Raw genomic sequence first — 19,963 nt, forward strand, 5'->3', positions numbered from 1 at the left:
GTCATGCTCCTTGCAGGGCGGGCAATGCCACCCGCACCGTGGTTCCCTCGCCCGGTTGCGACTCGAAAACCATGGTCCCTTCGTGTTCCTTGATGATGGAGGCCGACACCGACAGGCCGAGCCCGGTGCCGCCTACCTCGCGCTTGGTGGTGAAGAAGGGATCGGCGATACGCGGCAGATCCTCGCCGGCGATGCCGACCCCCTCGTCCCGGACCAGCAGGAACACCTCGTTGCGGTCGGCATCGTAGCCGGTGCTGAGGTAGATACCCTTGCCCGGGTCGGCAAGCGCCTGGCAGGCGTTGAGTATGAGGTTCACCACCACCTGCTCGATCCGCTGCGCGTTGCCCCGGATGGCGGGAAGGCCTTCGGCGAGGTCGGCGACCACGTTGCCGGTGGTCTTGCGGATGGAATTCTCCACCAGCCTGAGCGCGGCCCGGACCACGTCGTTCAAAAGCACCGACTGGTCCATCTGCGAGGTGTCCTTGCGGGCGAAGTCCTTGAGGTCCTCGACGATGCGCTTGATCCGGGTGGCGCCGTCGTGCATCTCGTCGATGAGCAGCGGGATGTCCTCGCGAAACTGGGAGTAGCGCAGTCCCCCGATCATGAAATCCCCTTCCTTTTGGAATCTCTGTTCCAGATGCTCTTCGGTCGAGCGGAAGATCTTCTTCAATACCGGCAGGTTGTAGAGCAAGAGCCCGGTGGGGTTGTTGATCTCGTGGGCGATGCCCGAAACCAGGATGCCGAGCGAGGCCATCTTGTCCGCCTGGATCAGTTGCTGCTGCTGCAACTGCATCTCCTGGGTGCGCAGGGCGACCTCCTTGGTGAGCCTGCGGTTGATGTAACCGATGGCGCTCAGCAAGAGCAATAGCGGCAGTGCCGTGATGGCCGCGTAGGTGAGGATCTTGCGCCAGGAGACGGTGGGAGGCTCCAGCGCGCCCAGCCACTTATCATGGATCTTCTGGTAGCGCCCGGTGTTTTTCAGGATGGCGAGCCCTTCGCTGAACTGGGAGAGGATCTGGTCGTTACCCTTTTTGACGGCGTAGCAGTACGGCTGACCGGCGAAGAGACGGCCCACCGGGACGATGTTGGAGAGGCCGAACTCGCGGCTTAAGTAGAGTCCGGGGAGGTTGCCGACCAGGGCGTAGTCGTGCTTGCCGGCGGCCAACTGGCGCAGCGCGTCGATGTGGGTGTCGACCGGGGAGATGGCGGCGCCCACGTTTTTTTCCAGCAGGTAGTCGTGCATCATGCCGCCGTTTTGCACGAGCACCTCTTTCCCCTTCAGGTCGGTGAGGTCCCGGACCGGCTTGCTGCCGCGGCGGGCGAAAACCGACTGGTTGATGATCGAGTGCGGCGGCGAGAAGTCGTAATCCCTGGCTCGTACTTCCGCCTGGACCATCCCCTGGACGATGTCCACCTCGCCCCTTTGCAGCGCCTTCCGTATCTCTTCCCAGCGCCCCAGGCGGATCTCCACCGTCATCCCCATCACTTCGGCGATGGCGCGGGTGAGGTCGACGTTGAACCCGGCGGGGTGGCCGTCCTTGTCGATGAACTCGTACGGGGGGTAGTTGTGGTCACCGCCGACGACGATGGTCCCCGCAGCCGCCGCCCAGCCGGAGCAGGGCATGAGGGTGCCCAGCACCAGCAGAAGGACCGGCAGCAAACGCCGGATGTTTGGGATGGCGAAAGTCATGGCGTACCGAAATGAAATAAATTAGGGATTCGTCCTCAAGGAGTATTGAGCCTACTACCATCCCTCAACAGTGTGCAAGTGGAAATCCTGATCGGGGGGGGCGGTATCCGGCATGTTCGGAGTGCGGCAGTTTCTGCATTCCGTTTGGTAATTATCGACCACGGTTTTCCGGCGTGGCCTCTTTGTGACACTAAATGGGTATACTAATGAGTAATTTTGGTGTATAGAAAGGTTGCAATGTTATAAAAACGGACATGTTGCAGGACAATACATGGCCCGTGTGCATTGAAGCGCTTTTTGATGTCCTGAGGTAGAAGAGATCCGCGATGTCTTGTGACCATCCCGTCTCACTCTTCATGACTGTGTCTGTATCGAACAGATGAAGAACCCCGGAATTCTCAGAGTACTTTCGCTTCAAAATCAACCTTACAAGTTCATGGTTTAAAAAGTAGCCCAAACACGCTTTCGTAAAGCATGGCGGGCTCGATGTTTTGCGTTTGGTCATTTGACCGAAGCTGAGGCGGTTCCGTCTGTCTGCCGATGCGTCCCCGGTTTGGGGATGCCGGTGGCTGGACGTTGTGATGTCGCCGGTTATTCCGCAGGGACGGATAGCCGTCGTTTTTAATTGAATGGAGGCTTGTGTGAGAAAGCGCGCATTCGACTTGCTTGCTCTTTGTCTTATGAGTATGGCAGTTCTGAGCTGTCTGAAAGCAGAGAGTGTTGAAAGCCGGTTGGCAACAATGGCACCTTCGGTCAAAGCAGTGCCGTTGATCATCCGCAACTCGCCGCAAAACCCGACCCCACTCGGCCTCGAGGTTGGTTATGCCACCCGGAGAGGCTTCACCCAGAAATATCCCTCCGCTACGGTTTTTCAAGCCGTTCCCAACACGGTCACAGGCGGCGTCAATCTCCAGGTCGAGCCGGGTGTGTTCGGTATCGACGGCGTGCAGGACGTGGCGCTGTCCTTCGACAGGTACGATGTCCTGACCGGTGTGGTGCTCGTTATGGAGAGCATCCCCAAGGCTACCCTCATGTCTTCGCTGCATCAGTTTAAACTGGTGCAGGACAACATAGACCCTTCGGGAGACGTGGGAAATGCCTTGTTCCAGAAGGGTGACTGCGAAATACGGGTTGAACTGGAACCTGTGTCAAAGTCGGTGGTGGTGATTTACGGCACCAAAAGCTTCCTGGAGAAGAACGACCAGGCGATGCAGGTCATGGCTCAAAACAGCCAGTAATTTACACTGTGGCCGAAAACAGAGCACGCTGAACGTATCGGCGCTATATCGGTCATTTTTTTATGAGCAAATCGGTTCGGAGCAAGCATGAAAAAAATTGCAGTACTTCTGTGCACTATTCTCGTTATTGTCGCCACCACGGCTCAAGCCGCGGTAACTTCACTGACATCGATGCAGACCGAAGGCGAGCAACAGAAATCCTCTTACCTGGAACCCCAGAAAACAAGCTCCAGCCCGATGCAGGTCGTGGTGCCTGGTACGGCGCCTGCTCTTAACAATGTTAAGAGGGACGCTGACATCCCGCAGGGCTACACCCGTCAATCCAACGCGGACGGTGCCGTGAAACAGCCGGGACCGTTGACGGGCAAGTTGGAGACGAGCGATGCGAACAAGCAGGACGCAAGCGTGTCGTCGCAGTCGGCCCTCGGCGTTCTCCAATCCCAGCCCCAGCCTCAGTCGCAGCCCCAGCCCCAGTCGCAGCCCCAGCCCCAGCCGCAGTCGCGCCTGGAATTGCGGCTCAACAAGGCAAACGTGCTCCCATACCAGGTTACGGCAGAGGGAGATGCAAAGCCGCCGCTCGTGCAGTTCGGTTACGGTTTTTTCAACGGCCAGTTCAAGCCCCAGGCCGACGCCCCTGTGGCCTCCGATTACGTGGTGTCCGCCGGCGACAGGATTGCGCTGACCGTGTGGGGAACTCCCGCTGATGGGACCCTGCTCCTGGAGGTGGGCCGCAGAGGGGAAATATCGCTGCCGCGGGTCGGTGTCATCACCGTGGCCGGAGTCCAATTCTCAAGGCTGCAGGAAAAAATCGAGAAGGCGCTGTCGCGTTCCTTTACCAATGCCCATTGCAGCGTCGATATCGGGCAGCTTCACACCGTGAAGGTGTACGTCGTGGGTGAGGTCGCCAACCCCGGGGGATACGACATTCCTGCCCTGTCGACCGTGATCAACGCCTTGGAAGCTGCCGGGGGGCCGAGCAAAAACGGAACCCTGCGCGCCGTCGAAGTTCAGCGGCTCGGGAAAATCGTGGCGAGCATCGACCTGTACGACTTCTTCAACCATGGCAACAAGGCCAACGACGTCCGCCTGCAATCCGGCGACACGATCTTCGTGGGGATCATAGGTCCTACCATTGCGGTGGGGGGGGAAGTGAAGCGCCCCGGCATTTACGAGTTGAAGGGAGAGCAGACGCTCAACGACGCCTTGAGCCTGGCCGGCGGCCTTACCCCGACGGCGCGCAAAGGGGATATCCAGGTGGTCAGGGTCGAGGCGCACAAGGGGAGCGAGACCAAGACCGTCAACCTCGACGCAGCCAATTCTCTGGCAAGCCCGATCCGTGACATGGACATCATCACCGTCGGCCGAGTGGGCTCGGCTCTGCGCAACACCGTGCGGGTCGAAGGTCACGTCCTGAAGACCGAGGACCGTGAGTTCCGTCAAGGAATGCGGGTGAGCAGCGTCATCACCGCCGCCGACATCCTCCCGGAAAGCAGCCCGGTCGCGGAGCTCACCCGCTACTCGGCACCCGGGCTCACTCCCGAGAAGATCATATTCTCGATCGCCAAGGCGTTCGCCGGAGACGCGGCCGAGGACATCGAGCTGCGCGACAGCGACACCATCAAAATCTTCTCCAAATGGGAGAAGGAAGAGATGCCGAAGGTCCGCATCCGTGGGGACGTCCAAACGCCGGGTGAATACCGTCTCTACGACGGGATGTCGCTGGGCGACCTGATCCAGCTCGCCGGCTACATGAAGAAGTCGGCTTTCGTCAAGAATGTCGAGGTCGCCCGCACCGTCATTACCGGCACCGAAGTCTCGACCCGCATCATCATAGCCGACATGACCGGCACCGGCGCCAAGATGAAGCTTGAGCCCTACGACGAGGTCACCATCCGGCGGATTCCCAACTGGGCGGAAGAGACCGAGCGATACGTCGAGCTGAAAGGGGAGTTCACCTTCCCCGGTGTCTACCCGATCTCGCGCGGGGAAACGGTTTCATCGGTCATCAGCAGGGCAGGCGGGTTCACCAAAAAGGCCTACCTCCCGGCCGTCAAATTCACCCGGAAAGCGGTGCAGGAGGAGCAGCAGCTGCGCATGCAGGAGGTGATCAGGAGGACCGAAGACCAAGTCGCCAAACAGCAGGCCGATCTGGCTGCCGCCGCGTCCTCCAAGGAGGAATTGGAGGCGATGAAGGCGTCGCTGGCAGGGGTCACTGCCGGGCTGGACCGCCTCAAGGGGGCCAGGGCGGAGGGGCGCGTGGTCCTTTCCGAGAAGGAGATGCTGGCACAGCCCGGCAGCGCGGACGACCTCGAGCTCGCCGGCGGCGACGTCATCGAGGTCAAGCCGGTGCCGTCGGCGGTAAGCATCATGGGGCAGGTCTACAACCCGATCTCCGCCGTCTACAAAAACGGCAAGAGCGTCTCCGACTACCTTGCCATGACCGGCGGCTTCAACCAGGATGCGGCAAAAGACGAGATGTACCTGGTGCGGGCCGACGGGACGGTGGTGAGCAGAACCCAGTACCCGTGGTACAGCTCGTTCATGAACGAAACGGTCCTGCCGGGGGACACGATCGTCGTCCCGCAGGACCTCCAGAAAACGGCATGGATGAGAACCGTCAAGGACATCACCACGATCCTGTCGCAGGTCGCCATAACTGCGGGCGTGATCATCGCTGCAGGACTTTAGGAGGCGCGGCATGATCAACACGATAAGGATCCTCTCCGCTCACAAGAAGCGCATCGTTGTCAGCACCTTCACCGTCGCTGTGCTGACCGCAGCCCTCACCTTCGTGATCCCCAAAACCTACACGGCCACGGCGAAAATCCTGCCGCCGCAGCAGGATCAGGGTGTCTTTGGGATGATGATGGCCCAGGTGGGCGGTTTGGCCTCGCTGGCAGGCGACGTCCTGGGCAACGGCACCTCTGGTGACACCTGCGTCGGGTTCCTGCAAAGTGACACCATCAGCGACAGGATCATCGACAGGTTTGCGCTCGCCAAGGTGTACGAGACCGACACCCGTGCGGATGCGCGCCGGGCTCTCGAGGAGCATGTCTCCATTCAGCTGGGAAAGAAAGACGGCCTGGTCTCGGTCAGCGTCGAGGACCGCTCCCCGGCGCGGGCCGCGGCCATCGCCAACGCCTACATCGAGGAACTGAGCAGCCTGACCGCGGCGGTCAGCAGTTCGGGTGCCTCTTCAGAAAGGGCGTTCATGCAAAGGCGCCTGGAGGAGACCAGGAGGAAGCTGCAGGGAGCAGAGGAGGCTTTGAAGGCATTCCAGCAAAGAAACGGCGTCATCAAGCCCGACAGCCAAATGGAAGCCTCCATCCAGACACTTGCCATGCTCAAGGCACAGCTCACCGACGCGGAGGTAAAGCTCGCCATGGCGCGCAAAACCTTCCGCGACAGCGAGCCTGAAGTGCGTGAAGCCAAGGCCGCGGTGAGCAAACTCCAGGCCCAGATCGACAGCCGGCAGAACTCCAAAGGGGGCGGGGCGATCCCGAACTTCGGGGGCGCTCCCGAGGTGGGGCAGGAGTACATCAGGCTCATGCGGGAATTCAAGACGCAAGAGGCCGTCTTCGAGGCGTTGACCAAGCAGTTCGAGATCTCTCAGGTCTCGGAAACGAAGGATTTCGCCAAGATCCAGGTGGTTCAAAAAGCGACCGTGCCGGATAAAAAGACCGGTCCGCGGCGAGCATCCATCACCCTGGCGGCCTTTTTCGCAACCTTTTTCATCTCCTCTCTCTGGTTCGTCATGAAGGCGAGATTCCAACGGCTTCCCGGTGAGAAAAGGGACGAGATCGTCGAGCTCGCGGCCTCGTTGAGGAGGTGGTAGGGATGGAAAAGCGCGTGATGGTGGTGATCGGGACGAGGCCGGAAGCGATCAAGATGGCTCCGGTCGTGAGGGAGCTGCAGCAGCGTACCGGGCTCAAACCGGTCGTTGTCGCAACCAGCCAGCACAAAGAGATGCTGCATCAGGCTCTGGCAGCCTTCGACATCACCCCGGACCTGGACCTGGACGTCATGAAGCCGGGGCAGGACCTGGAACATATCACCTGCACGGTGCTGGAACGGCTGGCGCCACTGGTGCGCGAAATACGTCCAGATGCCATGCTGGTGCACGGGGATACGACAACGGCGATGGCCGCCTCCCTGGTGGGCTACTACAACGGGGTCATGGTGGGGCATGTGGAAGCGGGGCTGCGCAGTTTCGACAAGCAGGCTCCGTACCCGGAGGAGGTCAACCGCAGAATCGTCGGCGTGGTGGCCGACTGGCACTTCGCCCCGACCAGCGCCGCCGCCGGCAACCTCGCCGCGGAAGGTGTCACAGCCGCTTCGGTGGCTATTACCGGCAACACCATAGTCGATGCGGTGCAACAGGTGAGCCGGAAACTTCTGGACGATCGGCGCATAGAGGCGGAGTTGTCCGCTGCGGGGATGCGGCACTGGGACAAGAGGATCATCCTCGTGACCGGACACCGCAGGGAGAACCTCGACGGGGGGATCGAAAGGATGTGCACGGCCCTCGCGCGCATCACCGACGAGCTCGAGGACGTGGTGGTCGTATATCCGGTGCACCTCAACCCGCGCGTGAAAGATGCGGTGAACAAAACCTTGAGCGGCCGGGACCGGGTGCTGTTGATGTCCCCCTTGGGATACGAGCCCTTCGTCTACCTCATGGCGAAGGCGACCCTGATCGTCACCGACTCCGGCGGTATCCAGGAGGAAGCCGCCGCGCTCAGCAAGCCCGTCCTCATCACGCGGACCGTGACCGAGCGCCCGGAGGTGGTCGAGGCCGGGATCGGCATTCTGGTCGGGACCGAACCCGAGGCGATCTACAGCAATGCGGTGGCGATTCTTGCCGACAGGGAGAAATATGACGCCATGTCGTCAGCGGTGAACCCGTTCGGGGACGGCTTCGCCGCCGCAAGGATTTGTGATTTCCTCCAGAGGGCCCTGTGCGCAAGGTAAGGACCGTCCTGCTTTACGGGGGGGCGTCGGCGCTGGGATCACTCATCACCTTCGTAACAACGACGGTCCTGACGAGACTCACCAGCGCCGAGGTGTTCGGTCGCTATGCCATCATGCTCTCGACGGCGCTGGTGCTTTCCTCGGTCGCGAGCGAATGGGTCAAGCAGTCGATCGGGAGGATGCTCCCGGGGGCGGGGGAGCGGGAGGCGTCGGCGGTGGTTGCGGCCGCAGTCGTCTTTCTCGCCGTGGTGGCCGGCGCGGGTGCGGTCGTGGCTCCCGTGTCCATGTTGTTCGATGCGGGGGGAGGGACCGCCGCTGTCGCTGCCTTTACCTCGGGGCAGGCCGTCTTCGGCGTCGCCTCAGCCCTCTTGCAGGCCGGCGCCGTCGCCTCGGTGCTGAGCTGTGCGCTGGTTTTTGCCGCCGCGGCGAAGCTTGCCGGAGGGGTGATTGCCCTTTTATTGTGCGGAGCGGCCGCCAGCGGGCTCCTCGGCGGGAGTGCCGCGGGGCTGTGGTTCACCTCGGCGGCGATGCTGGTCTTCATCCTCCGCAAGTGGAGCGTGGACTGGTCCGCGCGTGAAGAAACCGTCAGGGTGCTGCGACAGATGGTCAACTACGGCACCCCCTTCATCTTCTGGTACCTGCTCTCACAGGTGCTGAACGTGGGTGACCGCTATGTGCTCCGTTACTTCGCAGGGGACTCCGTGGTCGGGCTTTATTCGGCGGGGTATTCCATCGCCTACGGCCTGGTTGCCATGTTGACCCTGCCCGTTTCCATGGCGACCTCCCCGAGAATGATGGCCGCCTGGAACGCCGGAGACCGCAAGGGTGCGGTGAAGCAATCCCTGCGCATCTCTTTGATGACCTTTGCCGCCTGCTCGGCGGTGGTGCTCGCTCTCGTCCTGTTCGCCGACACCGCTTCCGGCCTTTTCCTGGGGGCGAAGTTCCAGGGGTCCCAAAGCATCATGTGGATCGTGGCAATCGGCGCGGGGCTTTGGCAGACCTCCATCTTCTGGCACAAGATCTACGAGTACACCAACCGGACCTGGGTCATGGTCGCCTTTTTGCTCATCGCCGCGGTCACCAACATAGGTTTCGACGTGCTGGTGGTGCCCAGCTATGGCATGGCAGGTGCCGCGTGGGGCACGGTCGCCGGGTACGGCGTCTATGCGGCCCTCAATTTCGTTGCGGTCATGGCGTCGCTGCGGAGCCGGACATGGGCTTGATGGCAGCGGCTTTCATACTGTTCTTTCTGGCGGCGGTCTGGGCGCGCAGCAGCGAGGGGGCTCCCATATCCGTCTTCACCCTCTCGTGGGCGGGGACCCTTGCCCTGTTTTCCCTTGACGGCGCCTTCGGGGTCATCGGGTACGACCCGCTCACCCTCGGCACCCTGACCACCACCGCGCTTGCCCTTGCCATGGTCCTTTGTGGCTGGTTCTTCGCTCCCAAGGCAGCCGTCGAGGCGGCCGCCGCGGAGCGGGTCGACTCCCTGCGCCTGCCGTGGGTGCTGTTCGCCCTCTGCACGGTGGGATACCTGCTTTACATGAACCAGGTCGTGCATCTGTGCAGCGGCAAGACCGTGGCCGGGTTTTTCCTCAAGTGGAATTTCGAGGAGACCACAGGGGATCTCAAGGAGTTCGGCGGCATTTCCGGCCGTCTCGCGGTACTGCCCGCCATTGCCATCCCGCTCAACATATACCTGATGGGGAGGCGGCAGCAGCGAGACAGGATGCTGGCCCTGCTGACCTTCATCGAATTTCTGTATCTCGTGTCGCCCCGGCGCGCCCTCATCCTGCAGACCATCGTGAGCAGTGTCTTCGTCCATGTTTTCGTGAAGGGGTTGACGCCGCGCATGGTCCGGTCCATGGTCGGCGGCGCAGCCGCCATGGTGCTGCTTTTCGCCCTGACCCAGGTCGGGCTCAACAAGGCCAGCGGAGGGGTGGGGGTCGGACTCAATTCGGCCTACGTCTACCTGACCTCCAACCTCCCCATTTTCCAGGAACTGACCAAGAACTCCCAGGACACCAACGGCGAGTACGTGCTGAACATCCCCTTAAGAGTCACCAATAAGCTGGGTTTCAACAAGGCACCGGACCTGAGCATCCCGTTCGTGAAGGTGCCCGTGGAGGGGAATACCGCCCCCTTTTTCTACTACCCTTATCGCGACTGGGGGGTGGCCGGCGTGGTGGTGCTGTCGTGGATCATCGGTTTCGCCACAGCGACGGTATATAACCGCAAGGAACGCGGTGCCGCCTGGGTGCTCGTCTCCGCGTTTTGCACCACGGCGATGGTCTTTTCCGTCCGGGAAAACATCTTCATCACCTACCAGTTCTGGTACTGCGCTGCGGTCGCCGCCCTGCTCGGCACTGTTTTGAGGCAGCGGCCAGTCGTCACCGCCCCGAGGATCGAAGCATGAAAATTTTGATGATTGCCCAAGCGTTCGCGCCAGTCGGGGGGTCGCATGCCGTCCGGGTGACCAACGTCGTCAAGGCGCTCTCGGAGATGGGGCACGAGGTGACCGTCCTCTCCGCTACCTCCGGTAACCACAAGCCCGAGACGGACCTGGACCTTTTGAGGAAGGTTCCCGCCTCGGTCAGGGTGATTCGGGCCTTCCACGGGCCGATGCACGAGATGATGTACCGTAAACCGTGCAGGGCCGGCGGGGGCACGGGCTCGTCGACCAAAGGGCTCAAAGGGTTGCTCTGCCCCGACACCTACATCGAATGGTTTCCCTTCGCCCTTTGCCAACTCCTCAGGCTGGCGAGGCGGTACCGCCCGGACGTCATCGTGAGCTCGGCATCTCCTTACACCTCGCACCTGGTCGGGCTGGCGGCAAAGCGCCTCTTCGGCGTGCCGTGGGTTGTGGACAGCGGTGACCCATGGGTTTACGAGCCCATGCACCAGCGCACCGGATGGCGCTTGCTGGTGGAGAGGCGAATGGAGAGTGCGGTGCTGAACAACTGCGACTGGTTCACCGTCACAACCGGCCCCACCCTCGAGCTCTACGCCGAAACCTATCCCGTGACCATCGGTAAGACGTCGGTCATTTCCATGGGCTTCGCACCGGAAGACTACCCGGAGAGGGATGCTGCCGGCACGGGCGCATTCCGCTTCGTCCATACGGGCCGCCTGACCGCGCACCGCGACGGCTCGTCGTTTCTTGCCGCCGTGGCCCAGATGCAGGATGAACTAAGGGGCCGGGCGGAGTTCCATTTTTACGGCGGCATCCCCGCGCCGATGCTCGAACAGGCGCGGCAGGAGGGGATTGCCGATCTCCTCGTCGATGGCGGCTGGCTTCACAACAGTGAGTGCATGTCCGCGTTGAGAAATGCGGGAGCCCTCCTGCTGTTCGGCAACAGCAACGCCATCCAGGTGCCGGGTAAATTGTTCAATTACCTGGGAAGCGGTACCCCGCTGTTGTATCTCAAGAACCACGCGCACCGGGAGGATGCCTGCGCCGAGATCATCGGCCGGTACCCCTGCGCGGCCGCGGCAAATGACGTCGGGGCCGTCAAGGACGCCATCCGGACCGCCATGACGCTGACGCGCGGCGAAGGATGCGGTGGCGAGCACTCGTGGACCTCAAAAGCGGCCGCATTTCAGGAGATCTTCGCCGGTTTGGTACAGCCGAGGTCCAGGTGAAAATCCTCGCCTTGACCAAATATGACCGAAACGGCGCCAGCAGCAGGCTGCGGACCTACCAGTTCCTCCCGCACCTCGAGCGGGCGGGGTGCGAGGTCACGGTGTCGCCGCTTTTCGGCAAAGAGTACCTGGCCGCCATGTATGCGGGGAGAAAGCCGCGTGCCTTCTACCTCGCTTTGCGGGCATACCTGCAGCGCCTGAAGGTAACCCTTGCCACGCGCCGCTACGACCTGGTCTGGATCCAGAAGGAGGCCTTTCCCTTCCTGCCGCCCGTGCTGGAGCGGATTCTGGTCGCGCAGGGGATCCCCTATGCGGTCGATCTCGACGACGCCATCGCGCACGTCTACGACCAGCACAGGCTCTTCCCGGTCCGTGCGGCGCTGGGAGGCAAGATCCCCACGGTGATGGCCAACGCAGCTCTCGTGATCGCGGGCAATGCCTATCTGGCGGAGCAGGCGCAGCGCTCGGGAGCCCGCAACATAAGCGTGATTCCGACCGTGGTGGACCTGCACAGGTACCCGCTCCTCGACGCTGCTCCCCGCGGCTCGAAGGAGATCCGGATCGGTTGGATTGGCACGCCATTCACCTCGAAGTACCTCGACCTGGTGCACCCGGCGCTTAGGGACCTCGCCCGCACAACGCCCCTCAGGCTGGTCACCGTCGGGGGGGCTCCGTCGTTCGACGACGTGCCGACGGAGTTCATCCCCTGGAGCGAGACGACCGAAGTCGACGCCCTGCGCAGCTTCGATCTGGGCATCATGCCCCTGCCCGACACCCCCTTCGAGAGGGGGAAGTGCGGGTACAAGCTGATTCAGTGCCTCGCCCTGGCCAAGCCGGTGATTGCATCCCCTGTCGGGGTCAACATAGAGCTCCTGACCGAAAACCGTTGCGGGTTGCTGGCGCACAGCGACGCCGAGTGGACCGCCGCCATCGGCGCGTTGCTTTCATCGGAACTGAGGCGCGAGATGGGGCATGCGGGCCGGGCGGCGGTGGAAGCGAAGTACTCCCTTCAGTCCGTCGGGGACGAACTGGCAGAGACACTCCGGCGGACCGTCCGGGATGCAGCAAAGAGGAGGGTAGATGCAGCCCGTTAAACTCCTGTTCGTATCGAATACCTCGTACTATCTCTACAACTTCAGGAGAGGCCTTCTTACCGCCTTGCGGGAGCGGGGATACGACGTCGTCGTCGCGGCGCCGCAGGACGGCTACTCCGAAAAGATCGCGGCGCTGGGATTTCAGTTCCTCCCGATTCGCCATCTGGACCGCAAGGGGATGAATCCGGTCAAGGACTTGCGCCTCATGCTGGAACTCTACGGACTGTACCGCGACGCCAGGCCGGACGTGGTGTTCACCTTCACCATCAAACCCAACATCTACGGCGGGTTCGCCGCGGCACTGGCGGGAGTCAAGGCCGTGAGTACGGCGACCGGGTTGGGGCATTCCTTCAGCAGGAAGGGAATACTCAACAGCATCGTGAGGGGGCTGTACCGCCTATCGAGCGCGGGCAACGAAAACGTCGTCTTTCAAAATCAGGACGATATGGACCTCTTCGTGTCGGGAAGACTGGTGAGCGCAGGCAAGGCGCTGCGATCACCGGGGTCGGGGGTGGACCTGTCCCACTTCACCTGCAGCGGCAAACCGGCGGGACCCCCGCGTTTCATCCTCGTCAGCAGGATGCTGAGGGAAAAGGGGGTGCTGGAGTTCGCCGCCGCGGCCGCCATGGTCAGGAAAGAACACCCCGAGGTCACGTTCTGCCTTCTGGGTCCCATCGACAAGGGCAACCCCTCTGCCGTCACCCGGGAGGAACTGGAGGCGTTCGAAAAGTCAGGGGACGTAATGTACCTGGGGGAGACGGAGGATGTCCGTCCCTTCATAGAAGGCGCCAGTGCCGTGGTGCTCCCGTCGGTTTACCGCGAGGGGGTCCCAAAGATCCTTCTGGAAAGCATGGCCATGGGGAAGCCGATCATCACCACGGATTCCGTCGGCTGCAAGGAAACCATCGATGACGGTCGTAACGGCTACCTTCTGGAAAACAATTCTCCGGGGTGCATTGCGGACGCTGTGAAGAAGTTCCTCACGCTCTCCGAAGAGGGGCGGCACGCGATGGGGCAGGCCAGCCGGGAGAAGGCGCGCAGCGAGTTCGACGAGCGCATCGTCATCGCTTTGTACGGCAACATCGTCGCCGAAATCGTCAAAAACAGCAGGCTGTTCACAGCAGAAGCGGAGGTGGTCTGAAATGTTGTTGGTCGCCCTGATATCTATCATTACCGCGTTTTTTGGGGCATGGGCGCTGGTTCCTTCACTCATTACGCTGGCGCAGGACTACGGCTTTACCGATACCCCCGACCACAGGAAAATTCACTCCGAGGCGATCCCGAGAATCGGTGGCGTTGCGATCTTCGCCGGTACCGTCATCGGCGTGCTCTCTTCCTGCAACAGCGACGAGCGTGTCGGGGGGTATTTGCTGGGCGGCTTCATCATCTTCATTTTAGGGCTCGTCGATGACAAAAGATCGCTGTCGGCGAACACGAAACTCCTGTGGCAGTTCGTGGCGGTGGTGATCATGCTCCGCGTGGGCGATCTGTCCTTGTTCACGCTGGACGACCTTCCTTTCAACGTCACCATCCCGATGGGGGTCGCCGGATGGCCCTTTACCGTGTTTTACGCGCTGTGTGTGATCAATGCGGTGAACCTGGTCGACGGGCTCGACGGTCTTGCAGGCGGAATAGGCATCATATCCGGTCTGGCAATGGCTTTTGTAGGCTACCTGTCCGGCAACGCGATCGCGATGCTGCTCGCCCTCGCTCTTAGCGGTGCGACGATCGGTTTTTACCTCTTCAACCGGCACCCTGCCAAAATCTTCATGGGCGATTCCGGGAGCCTCTTCCTCGGCTACTCGCTGGCGACCCTGTCCGTCATGCTCGTGAAAAACCCGTCCCCGGTCGGCCTGACCATCCCGTTGCTGACGCTTCTCGTGCCCGTCGGCGATGTCTTCTACGTGGCGATAAGAAGAAAAGCCAACGGCGGGGCGATGTTTCAGCCGGACCGAACGCATATTCATCACCGCCTGCTGGGCAAAGGGCTGTCGCATCGCGCCGCGGTCCGCACCATACTCGGCTGCACCGTGCTCCTTGCGTTCCTAGCCATCGTGCCTCAGATACGCAGATGCGTCAGGCCCTCTTCCATCAGCTACCTTGCCGGCGCAGCCCGTGAGACTCTCCGCTCTCATGGTGGACCGGCCGTCACCGCTATAGCCGATACATTCACCGAACGTCGGGGCGAGTAGCCCCCCGGTAGCATCCCGGCAAAGAAAGAGGGCCGCACAGTGGTGGAGCGAGGGTGTCGGGAATACGAGCAGCGGAACCGGCAGCTCCGTTAGAGGAGCTACTTGGCCACGTTGTCTTCGAAGATGTTTCCCGTGGTCGGGATGGTGACGTGGATTTCGGGCGGGACTTGCTGCTGCTCGACGGTTGGGTACTGCGCACCGGTGATGAGGTTGTGTCGCACCACGTTTCCCTGGGCGCCTGCGGCGAAGCGGATGCCGTTGACGTTGTTGCCGCCGATCGTGTTGTACTCGACCAGGTTGTCGTTGGTGCCAAGGTATCCCTTGATGCCGTCGCGTTGCCAGATGGTGTGATCGGAGGAGATGGAGTTGTAGCGGATGGTGTTTCTCGATGCCCCCCACGCCATATGGATGCCCGTGGAACCGTATTCCCGTATGTCGTTCCATTCGGCAACGTTGTCATCTGCAGTCGGCGACATCAGGATGCCGCGGTGGCTGGTCCATGAGATGGAGTTTCCCGAGAGGGTGTTGCGGTTGGCGTTGTACAGCATGATGCCGTGTTTGCCGCCGTAAATCCGGCAGTTCAGGACCTTGTTGTCGAGGGTCGTCGCCGGCAGAGCCAGGGTGCGGTCCAGGCTCTCGTTGTAGAGCCCGTTGTACTGGTCCGCAGTCGCAGAAACCAGGCCGATCCCTACGAGCTCCTCGTCGACAGGGATTCCCGGCTCGCCGGCCATGACCGGATCGAGCTTCATGGTGACGGTCACCTGTTCGATGGTATTTCCCGTGCAGCCGTGGTGCAACCGGATGCCAGAGGTTCGAGGCGAGTCGATGACGACGTTCGAGATGGTTGAGTCCGTGACATGGTCGAAAAATATCCCGCGCTGAGGAGAGTTGGGAGAGCGCTCGGCGTTGCAGCGGATACGCAGATTTTTTACGGTGATGTTCTTTGCGTGAGAGGCGGTGATGACGCCGAGGCTGTCGGAGCTGTCTCCCTGGGGGACTTCGATCGTCGCACCGTGGCCGTCAAGGACGGTCCCCGAAGGGATGCTCAGCGGCTCGGTGTAGAGGTAAACCTGCCCCGCCGCGAGGTCGATGCGACCGCCGATCGGAACAAGGGCCGTCAAGGGTTGGCCGGGTAGGGACGAGGTGGGAACACTCCCGGACGGGGCTCCTGAGCAGCTCACCAGGGCAAGGGTGCTGGTGAGAGCGAGTACTCCTGCAGCGAACCGAAGGGTTATTCTGATAACCTCTGCTGTTCTCATGAAGTCCTCCGTGGCCAGTGAAGTATATCAGGTAGTGTTTTTTTTGCAGATGATCTGGAAAAGAACTATCTCCACTATCTCTACGGAATCTTCTCCGGCTTCCTTCCCTCAGCGCCGTGACACGGCGACCCCTGTCAGCCTACCTTCGTCCGCCCAAGTTACCGCTACATCGTGCTGCGATGCTCATTGCCACTTATCGGTTTGACTCCATGTGATCTTAAGAGAGTCAGTTCGGGACAAAGTGCCGCAGGGGCTGTCGCTAAAGTACATGCCGTGGTCGGCAAGCGAGGATGTTCATACGAGATGGATTGGCTATGAGGAGTTGCGGGAACGACGTTGAGATCAAAAGATTACCACGCGGAGCGAGGGGGGGAAGATCCCGTATTCCCGATGTGGCTGGAAAGAAGAAGGGAACCCCGGTCGCGGGATTCCCTTTGCATTGCCGGGGAGTCCGGTGCGGCGGCCTACCAGGTCTGGGTTACCGAGATCGGGGTGACCGCCAGGGTGGCGCGCAGCCAGCTGAACTTCGATTTTAGTAGATCGAAATCGGGTCCGGACGTTACAAATGCCGCGTCCCCCTTGATCAGAAAACCCGCGCCCGGTCCGTGTAGCCCCTGCACCTTGCTGCTCCCCACGGTGATCAGCACTTCGGGGTTGAAGGCGACGTTGGCCTCGGTGCGGTTCATGTAGCCGGCGGGAATAAGGATGCGCCCCTCTTCGCAGATGCGGATGTAGCTGTTCCAGGTGTTGACAAGGTGCGGTCCGTCCTCTCCCAAGGTGGCGATGGCGGCCACGCCATCCTGTTTCAGAATTTCCAGCAGCTTCTCGGGTATCATTACTACCTCCTGTAGGTGATCTTGCTCAGCCAAACGGTGAGAATGGAAGATGTCCGACTCAAGGTAGTGGAAAATTGCCCCCGGGGACAGGGGCAGAATTGAATATTGTTGTGGGTGCAGAAGACGCCCGCCTCGGCAGGTGTGGAACAACCCGGCCGGCCGGGGCGAGACCTGGTGTCGGGCCTATACGCCGCTTTTTTGGAGACGCAACTTGAGAGCGTAGGCCTTGTCGCCCCTGCGCTCGAAGCGCGCATCGCCCACCAGAGAGGGTTCCGCATTACCGAGGAAGAGGAGCCCATCCTGCTTCAGCATTCCCGCCATCCGCCCGAGCAGTTCCTGCTGTGTCGCGACATCGAAATGGTCGCAGACGTCCCGGCAGAAGATCGCGTCGTACTTCCCTTTCAGCACCCACTCCCGCGCCGCCAGGTTGCAGGGAAGGAAGGATACCATGCGCCGAATCTCGGGCACCACCTGGTAGGCTTCCTCGCGGCAGGCAAGGCGGACCAGGTACTTCTCCTTGTACTGCCGTGGGAGGTGCCGCAACCGGTCGGCGGTGTACACCGCATCTTCGGCAACCGACAGGGCGGAGAGGTCGATGTCGGTAGCGAGGATCTTCATGGAGCGGACGTCCCCTCCCAGCGCGTCGTGCGCCGTCATCGCCATCGAGTAGGCTTCCTCCCCGGTGCCGGCGGCGCAGGACCAAAGCAGCGCCCCGGGAATCTGGAGGGCTTGCAGGTACTGCTTCAGCGCGGCGAAATGGTGCGCGTCGCTAAAAAAACAGCTGGGGGATGCGCCGAGGACGCTGGTGAAAGCAGCCCATTCGTTTTTATCGCCTATCACCAGCCGGTCCAGGTACTGGGAAAAATCCTGCGCCGAGGAGGCATGCACCCGTTGCGACATGCGGTTGTAGACCAGGTCCTTGGTGTGGTGCCCGAGGGTGATGCCGGTAGAGGAGCGGTACATGTGGCGGATGCGATGAAAATCGTTGCTGGTGTAATTGGTCTGTGCAGTCATGGCTTCTCCCTCCTTGCCTTGTTGTCCCGTGTCGTCCGTTCCGGACCTGTCGTGTCCCTGTGCCGTCCGTGTTTGTAGATCTTGTAAACAGGATTCGTTCCGAAAGTGGTGCAGGCGGGGAAAAAAACGATTTTTTTAGAAGTGCCTTTTTGTAAGGCGCTGAAGATTCATGCTTATTGCTGCGGCGGCTTGGGCACAGTCGGCTGTGCAGCCGGCAGATGCGTGTTTAATGAAGGGCAAAAAGGTGTGGCATGCCACAGTGGGGTTGCCACAATTTCGTGGCACGCCACACTGCAAATCCCCCCTGTCGGCGGGAGGGGACTGGCTCCGCCAGGTGCCTGTCCCCTTTGGGGTTGGGCAAGGCGGGTGAGGCGGAAGGTAGCGTTCCGCGAGAGGGACAGGCACCTGACGGAGCCAGTCCCTTCTGCTACAAGAGGAGCTTGTGGGCAAATAAAAAAAGGCACCCGGTTTTCCGGGTGCCTTTTGCGATGCGGCTATGAAGATGTGTTACGGAAGTTCGGTCTCGCCCATCAGGAAACGGTCGCATTCGCGAGCAGCGCCGCGCCCTTCGTTGAAGGCCCACACCACGAGGCTCTGGCCGCGACGGCAGTCACCGGCGGCAAAGACGCCCGGGATGTTGGTGGCGTAGCGGTTGAACTCGGCCTTGATGTTGCTGCGGCCGTCGCGCTCGAGCCCGAGCGCCTCGGGAAGCTCCTGCTCGGGGCCGAGGAAGCCCATGGCCAAAAGTACCAGGCCGGCGGGACGAACCTGCTCGGTCCCCGGTACCGGTACCGGTATGAACTGCCCTTTCTCGTTCTGTTTCCATTCCACCTGGACGGTATGCACGGCTTTCACGTTGCCGTCGGCATCACCTTCGAACTTGGTCGCGGTGGTGACGAAGACGCGCGGGTCGGCGCCGAACTTCGCGGCGGCTTCCTCCTGGCCGTAATCGACCTTGTGCAGCTTGGGCCACTCCGGCCACGGGTTGTCGCCGGCACGGGTATCGGGGAAGCGGGGCATGATCTCCAACTGGGTCACCGAGGTGCAGCCGTGGCGCAGCGAGGTGCCGACGCAGTCGGTGCCGGTGTCGCCGCCGCCGATGATGATGACGTCCTTGCCCGCCGCGGAGATGAACTCCGAGCCTTCGTTCAGGACGGCCTTGGTGTTGGCGGTCAGGAAGTCCATGGCGAAGTGGATCCCCTTCAGGCTTCTGCCGTCGATGGGGAGGTCGCGGGGGAGGGTGGCGCCGGTGGCAAGCACAACGGCGTCGAACTCGCCTTTGAGCTTCTCGACCGGGTAGTCGGCGCCGCCGATGGCGGTGTTGCAGACGAAGTTGATCCCTTCCTGTTCCATGAGCTTCACGCGGCGCAGCACCACTTCACGCTTGTCGAGCTTCATGTTGGGGATGCCGTACATCAAAAGCCCGCCGGGAAGATCGGCCCGCTCGAAGACGGTGACCTGGTGGCCGGCCTTGTTGAGCTGGGCGGCGGCGGAGAGGCCGGCGGGGCCGGAACCGACCACGGCGACCTTCTTGCCGGTCCTGACCTGCGGCGGGTTGGGGGCGATCCACCCCTCAGCCCAGGCGCGGTCGATGATGCTCACCTCGATGTTCTTGATGGTGACCGCCGGATCGATCGAGCCCAGGGTGCAGGACCCCTCGCACGGCGCGGGACAGACCCGGCCGGTGAACTCGGGGAAGTTGTTGGTCCTGAGCAGCCGGGCCAGGGCCTGTTTCCACAGGCCGCGGTACACCAGGTCGTTCCACTCGGGGATCAGGTTGTTGATGGGGCAGCCGCAGGCCATGCCGCTCACCAGCATGCCGGTGTGGCAGAACGGGATGCCGCAGTCCATGCAGCGGGCACCCTGGGTGCGCAGATGATCTTCCGGCAGGTGCAGGTGGAACTCGTTCCAGTCCTTGAGCCTCTCAAGCGGCTCGCGGTCGGCCGGGAGCTCGCGTTTGTATTCCATGAATCCGGTAGGTTTTCCCATAGCTCTATCCTTAAATCAGGTTGAGGTTGAGGTTGTCAACC

Annotated in this window: 15 protein-coding genes; 10 read left to right on the forward strand and 5 right to left on the reverse strand. The window is 61.6% G+C overall.

The genetic code is table 11. The features are described from left to right. Position 1 precedes the first annotated feature (1 nt). A complete protein-coding gene (locus KP004_RS06355) occupies positions 2-1,690 on the reverse strand; it encodes a transporter substrate-binding domain-containing protein (RefSeq protein ID WP_216801515.1) in 1,689 nt (562 codons plus the stop codon). A gap of 740 nt (positions 1,691-2,430) precedes the next feature. Here KP004_RS06355 and KP004_RS06360 point away from each other — a divergent pair. The 10 genes from KP004_RS06360 (at position 2,431) to KP004_RS06405 (ending at position 14,824) form a co-directional block, all read left to right on the forward strand. Continuing rightward, entirely contained in the window at positions 2,431-2,928 is a 498-nt protein-coding gene (locus tag KP004_RS06360) for a hypothetical protein (protein ID WP_216801516.1), read from the forward strand. Between the two features lie 87 nt (positions 2,929-3,015). After that, a complete protein-coding gene (locus KP004_RS06365; RefSeq protein ID WP_216801517.1) occupies positions 3,016-5,616 on the forward strand; it encodes an SLBB domain-containing protein in 2,601 nt (866 codons plus the stop codon). Between the two features lie 10 nt (positions 5,617-5,626). Beyond that, positions 5,627-6,763, forward strand: a complete 1,137-nt coding sequence (locus KP004_RS06370) for a GumC family protein (protein ID WP_216801518.1) — start codon at positions 5,627-5,629, stop codon at positions 6,761-6,763. A 2-nt stretch (positions 6,764-6,765) separates the two neighbouring features. Continuing rightward, positions 6,766-7,899, forward strand: a complete 1,134-nt coding sequence (gene wecB, locus KP004_RS06375) for a non-hydrolyzing UDP-N-acetylglucosamine 2-epimerase (protein ID WP_239026968.1) — start codon at positions 6,766-6,768, stop codon at positions 7,897-7,899. Next, positions 7,887-9,122, forward strand: coding sequence for a lipopolysaccharide biosynthesis protein (locus KP004_RS06380; protein ID WP_216801519.1), 1,236 nt, complete (start codon positions 7,887-7,889; stop codon positions 9,120-9,122). Before wecB ends, KP004_RS06380 begins: the two co-directional genes overlap by 13 nt. Then, positions 9,113-10,312: an O-antigen polymerase gene (locus KP004_RS06385; RefSeq protein ID WP_216801520.1), complete on the forward strand. Its 1,200-nt coding sequence runs from the start codon at positions 9,113-9,115 to the stop codon at positions 10,310-10,312. Before KP004_RS06380 ends, KP004_RS06385 begins: the two co-directional genes overlap by 10 nt. Beyond that, the gene (locus tag KP004_RS06390) at positions 10,309-11,538 is read left to right on the forward strand and encodes a glycosyltransferase (protein WP_216801521.1); all 1,230 of its coding nucleotides are present in this window, start codon (positions 10,309-10,311) and stop codon (positions 11,536-11,538) included. The genes KP004_RS06385 and KP004_RS06390 overlap by 4 nt, the downstream gene beginning before the upstream one ends. Before the next feature lie 11 nt (positions 11,539-11,549). Beyond that, positions 11,550-12,632 (forward strand): glycosyltransferase, encoded by a 1,083-nt coding sequence (locus KP004_RS06395; protein ID WP_216801522.1) that lies wholly within the window; start codon positions 11,550-11,552, stop codon positions 12,630-12,632. Continuing rightward, positions 12,619-13,773: a glycosyltransferase family 4 protein gene (locus KP004_RS06400; protein ID WP_216801523.1), complete on the forward strand. Its 1,155-nt coding sequence runs from the start codon at positions 12,619-12,621 to the stop codon at positions 13,771-13,773. Before KP004_RS06395 ends, KP004_RS06400 begins: the two co-directional genes overlap by 14 nt. Before the next feature lies 1 nt (position 13,774). Then, the gene (locus KP004_RS06405) at positions 13,775-14,824 is read left to right on the forward strand and encodes a glycosyltransferase family 4 protein (protein ID WP_216801524.1); all 1,050 of its coding nucleotides are present in this window, start codon (positions 13,775-13,777) and stop codon (positions 14,822-14,824) included. Positions 14,825-14,922: 98 nt separating this feature from the next. On the opposite strand, the gene KP004_RS06410 is transcribed toward KP004_RS06405, so the two are convergent. The 4 genes from KP004_RS06410 to KP004_RS06425 form a co-directional block, all read right to left on the reverse strand. Continuing rightward, positions 14,923-15,945 carry a right-handed parallel beta-helix repeat-containing protein gene (locus KP004_RS06410; RefSeq protein ID WP_216801525.1) on the reverse strand — a complete coding sequence of 341 codons (1,023 nt, stop codon included), beginning with the start codon at positions 15,943-15,945 and terminating at the stop codon, positions 14,923-14,925. A 602-nt stretch (positions 15,946-16,547) separates the two neighbouring features. Further along, the gene (locus KP004_RS06415) at positions 16,548-16,919 is read right to left on the reverse strand and encodes a pyridoxamine 5'-phosphate oxidase family protein (RefSeq protein ID WP_216801526.1); all 372 of its coding nucleotides are present in this window, start codon (positions 16,917-16,919) and stop codon (positions 16,548-16,550) included. 183 nt (positions 16,920-17,102) lie between these two features. Then, complete coding sequence (locus KP004_RS06420) at positions 17,103-17,933, reverse strand: CheR family methyltransferase (RefSeq protein ID WP_216801527.1); 831 nt, start codon at positions 17,931-17,933, stop codon at positions 17,103-17,105. A 507-nt stretch (positions 17,934-18,440) separates the two neighbouring features. Next, positions 18,441-19,901, reverse strand: a complete 1,461-nt coding sequence (locus KP004_RS06425) for a glutamate synthase subunit beta (protein ID WP_239026969.1) — start codon at positions 19,899-19,901, stop codon at positions 18,441-18,443. Positions 19,902-19,963 lie beyond the last annotated feature (62 nt).

Origin of the sequence: Geomonas oryzisoli, from assembly GCF_018986915.1 — a bacterium.
Taxonomy (GTDB): domain Bacteria; phylum Desulfobacterota; class Desulfuromonadia; order Geobacterales; family Geobacteraceae; genus Geomonas; species Geomonas oryzisoli.

Coding starts and splice junctions, on each gene's coding strand:
- KP004_RS06405 (WP_216801524.1), top strand. CDS start 13,775: ATGTTGTTGGTCGCCCTGATATCTATCATTACCGCGTTTTTTGGGGCA.
- KP004_RS06360 (WP_216801516.1), top strand. CDS start 2,431: ATGGCACCTTCGGTCAAAGCAGTGCCGTTGATCATCCGCAACTCGCCG.
- KP004_RS06425 (WP_239026969.1), bottom strand. CDS start 19,901: ATGGAATACAAACGCGAGCTCCCGGCCGACCGCGAGCCGCTTGAGAGG.
- KP004_RS06365 (WP_216801517.1), top strand. CDS start 3,016: ATGAAAAAAATTGCAGTACTTCTGTGCACTATTCTCGTTATTGTCGCC.
- KP004_RS06355 (WP_216801515.1), bottom strand. CDS start 1,690: ATGACTTTCGCCATCCCAAACATCCGGCGTTTGCTGCCGGTCCTTCTG.
- KP004_RS06385 (WP_216801520.1), top strand. CDS start 9,113: ATGGGCTTGATGGCAGCGGCTTTCATACTGTTCTTTCTGGCGGCGGTC.
- KP004_RS06390 (WP_216801521.1), top strand. CDS start 10,309: ATGAAAATTTTGATGATTGCCCAAGCGTTCGCGCCAGTCGGGGGGTCG.
- KP004_RS06420 (WP_216801527.1), bottom strand. CDS start 17,933: ATGACTGCACAGACCAATTACACCAGCAACGATTTTCATCGCATCCGC.
- KP004_RS06400 (WP_216801523.1), top strand. CDS start 12,619: ATGCAGCCCGTTAAACTCCTGTTCGTATCGAATACCTCGTACTATCTC.
- KP004_RS06415 (WP_216801526.1), bottom strand. CDS start 16,919: ATGATACCCGAGAAGCTGCTGGAAATTCTGAAACAGGATGGCGTGGCC.
- wecB (WP_239026968.1), top strand. CDS start 6,766: ATGGAAAAGCGCGTGATGGTGGTGATCGGGACGAGGCCGGAAGCGATC.
- KP004_RS06370 (WP_216801518.1), top strand. CDS start 5,627: ATGATCAACACGATAAGGATCCTCTCCGCTCACAAGAAGCGCATCGTT.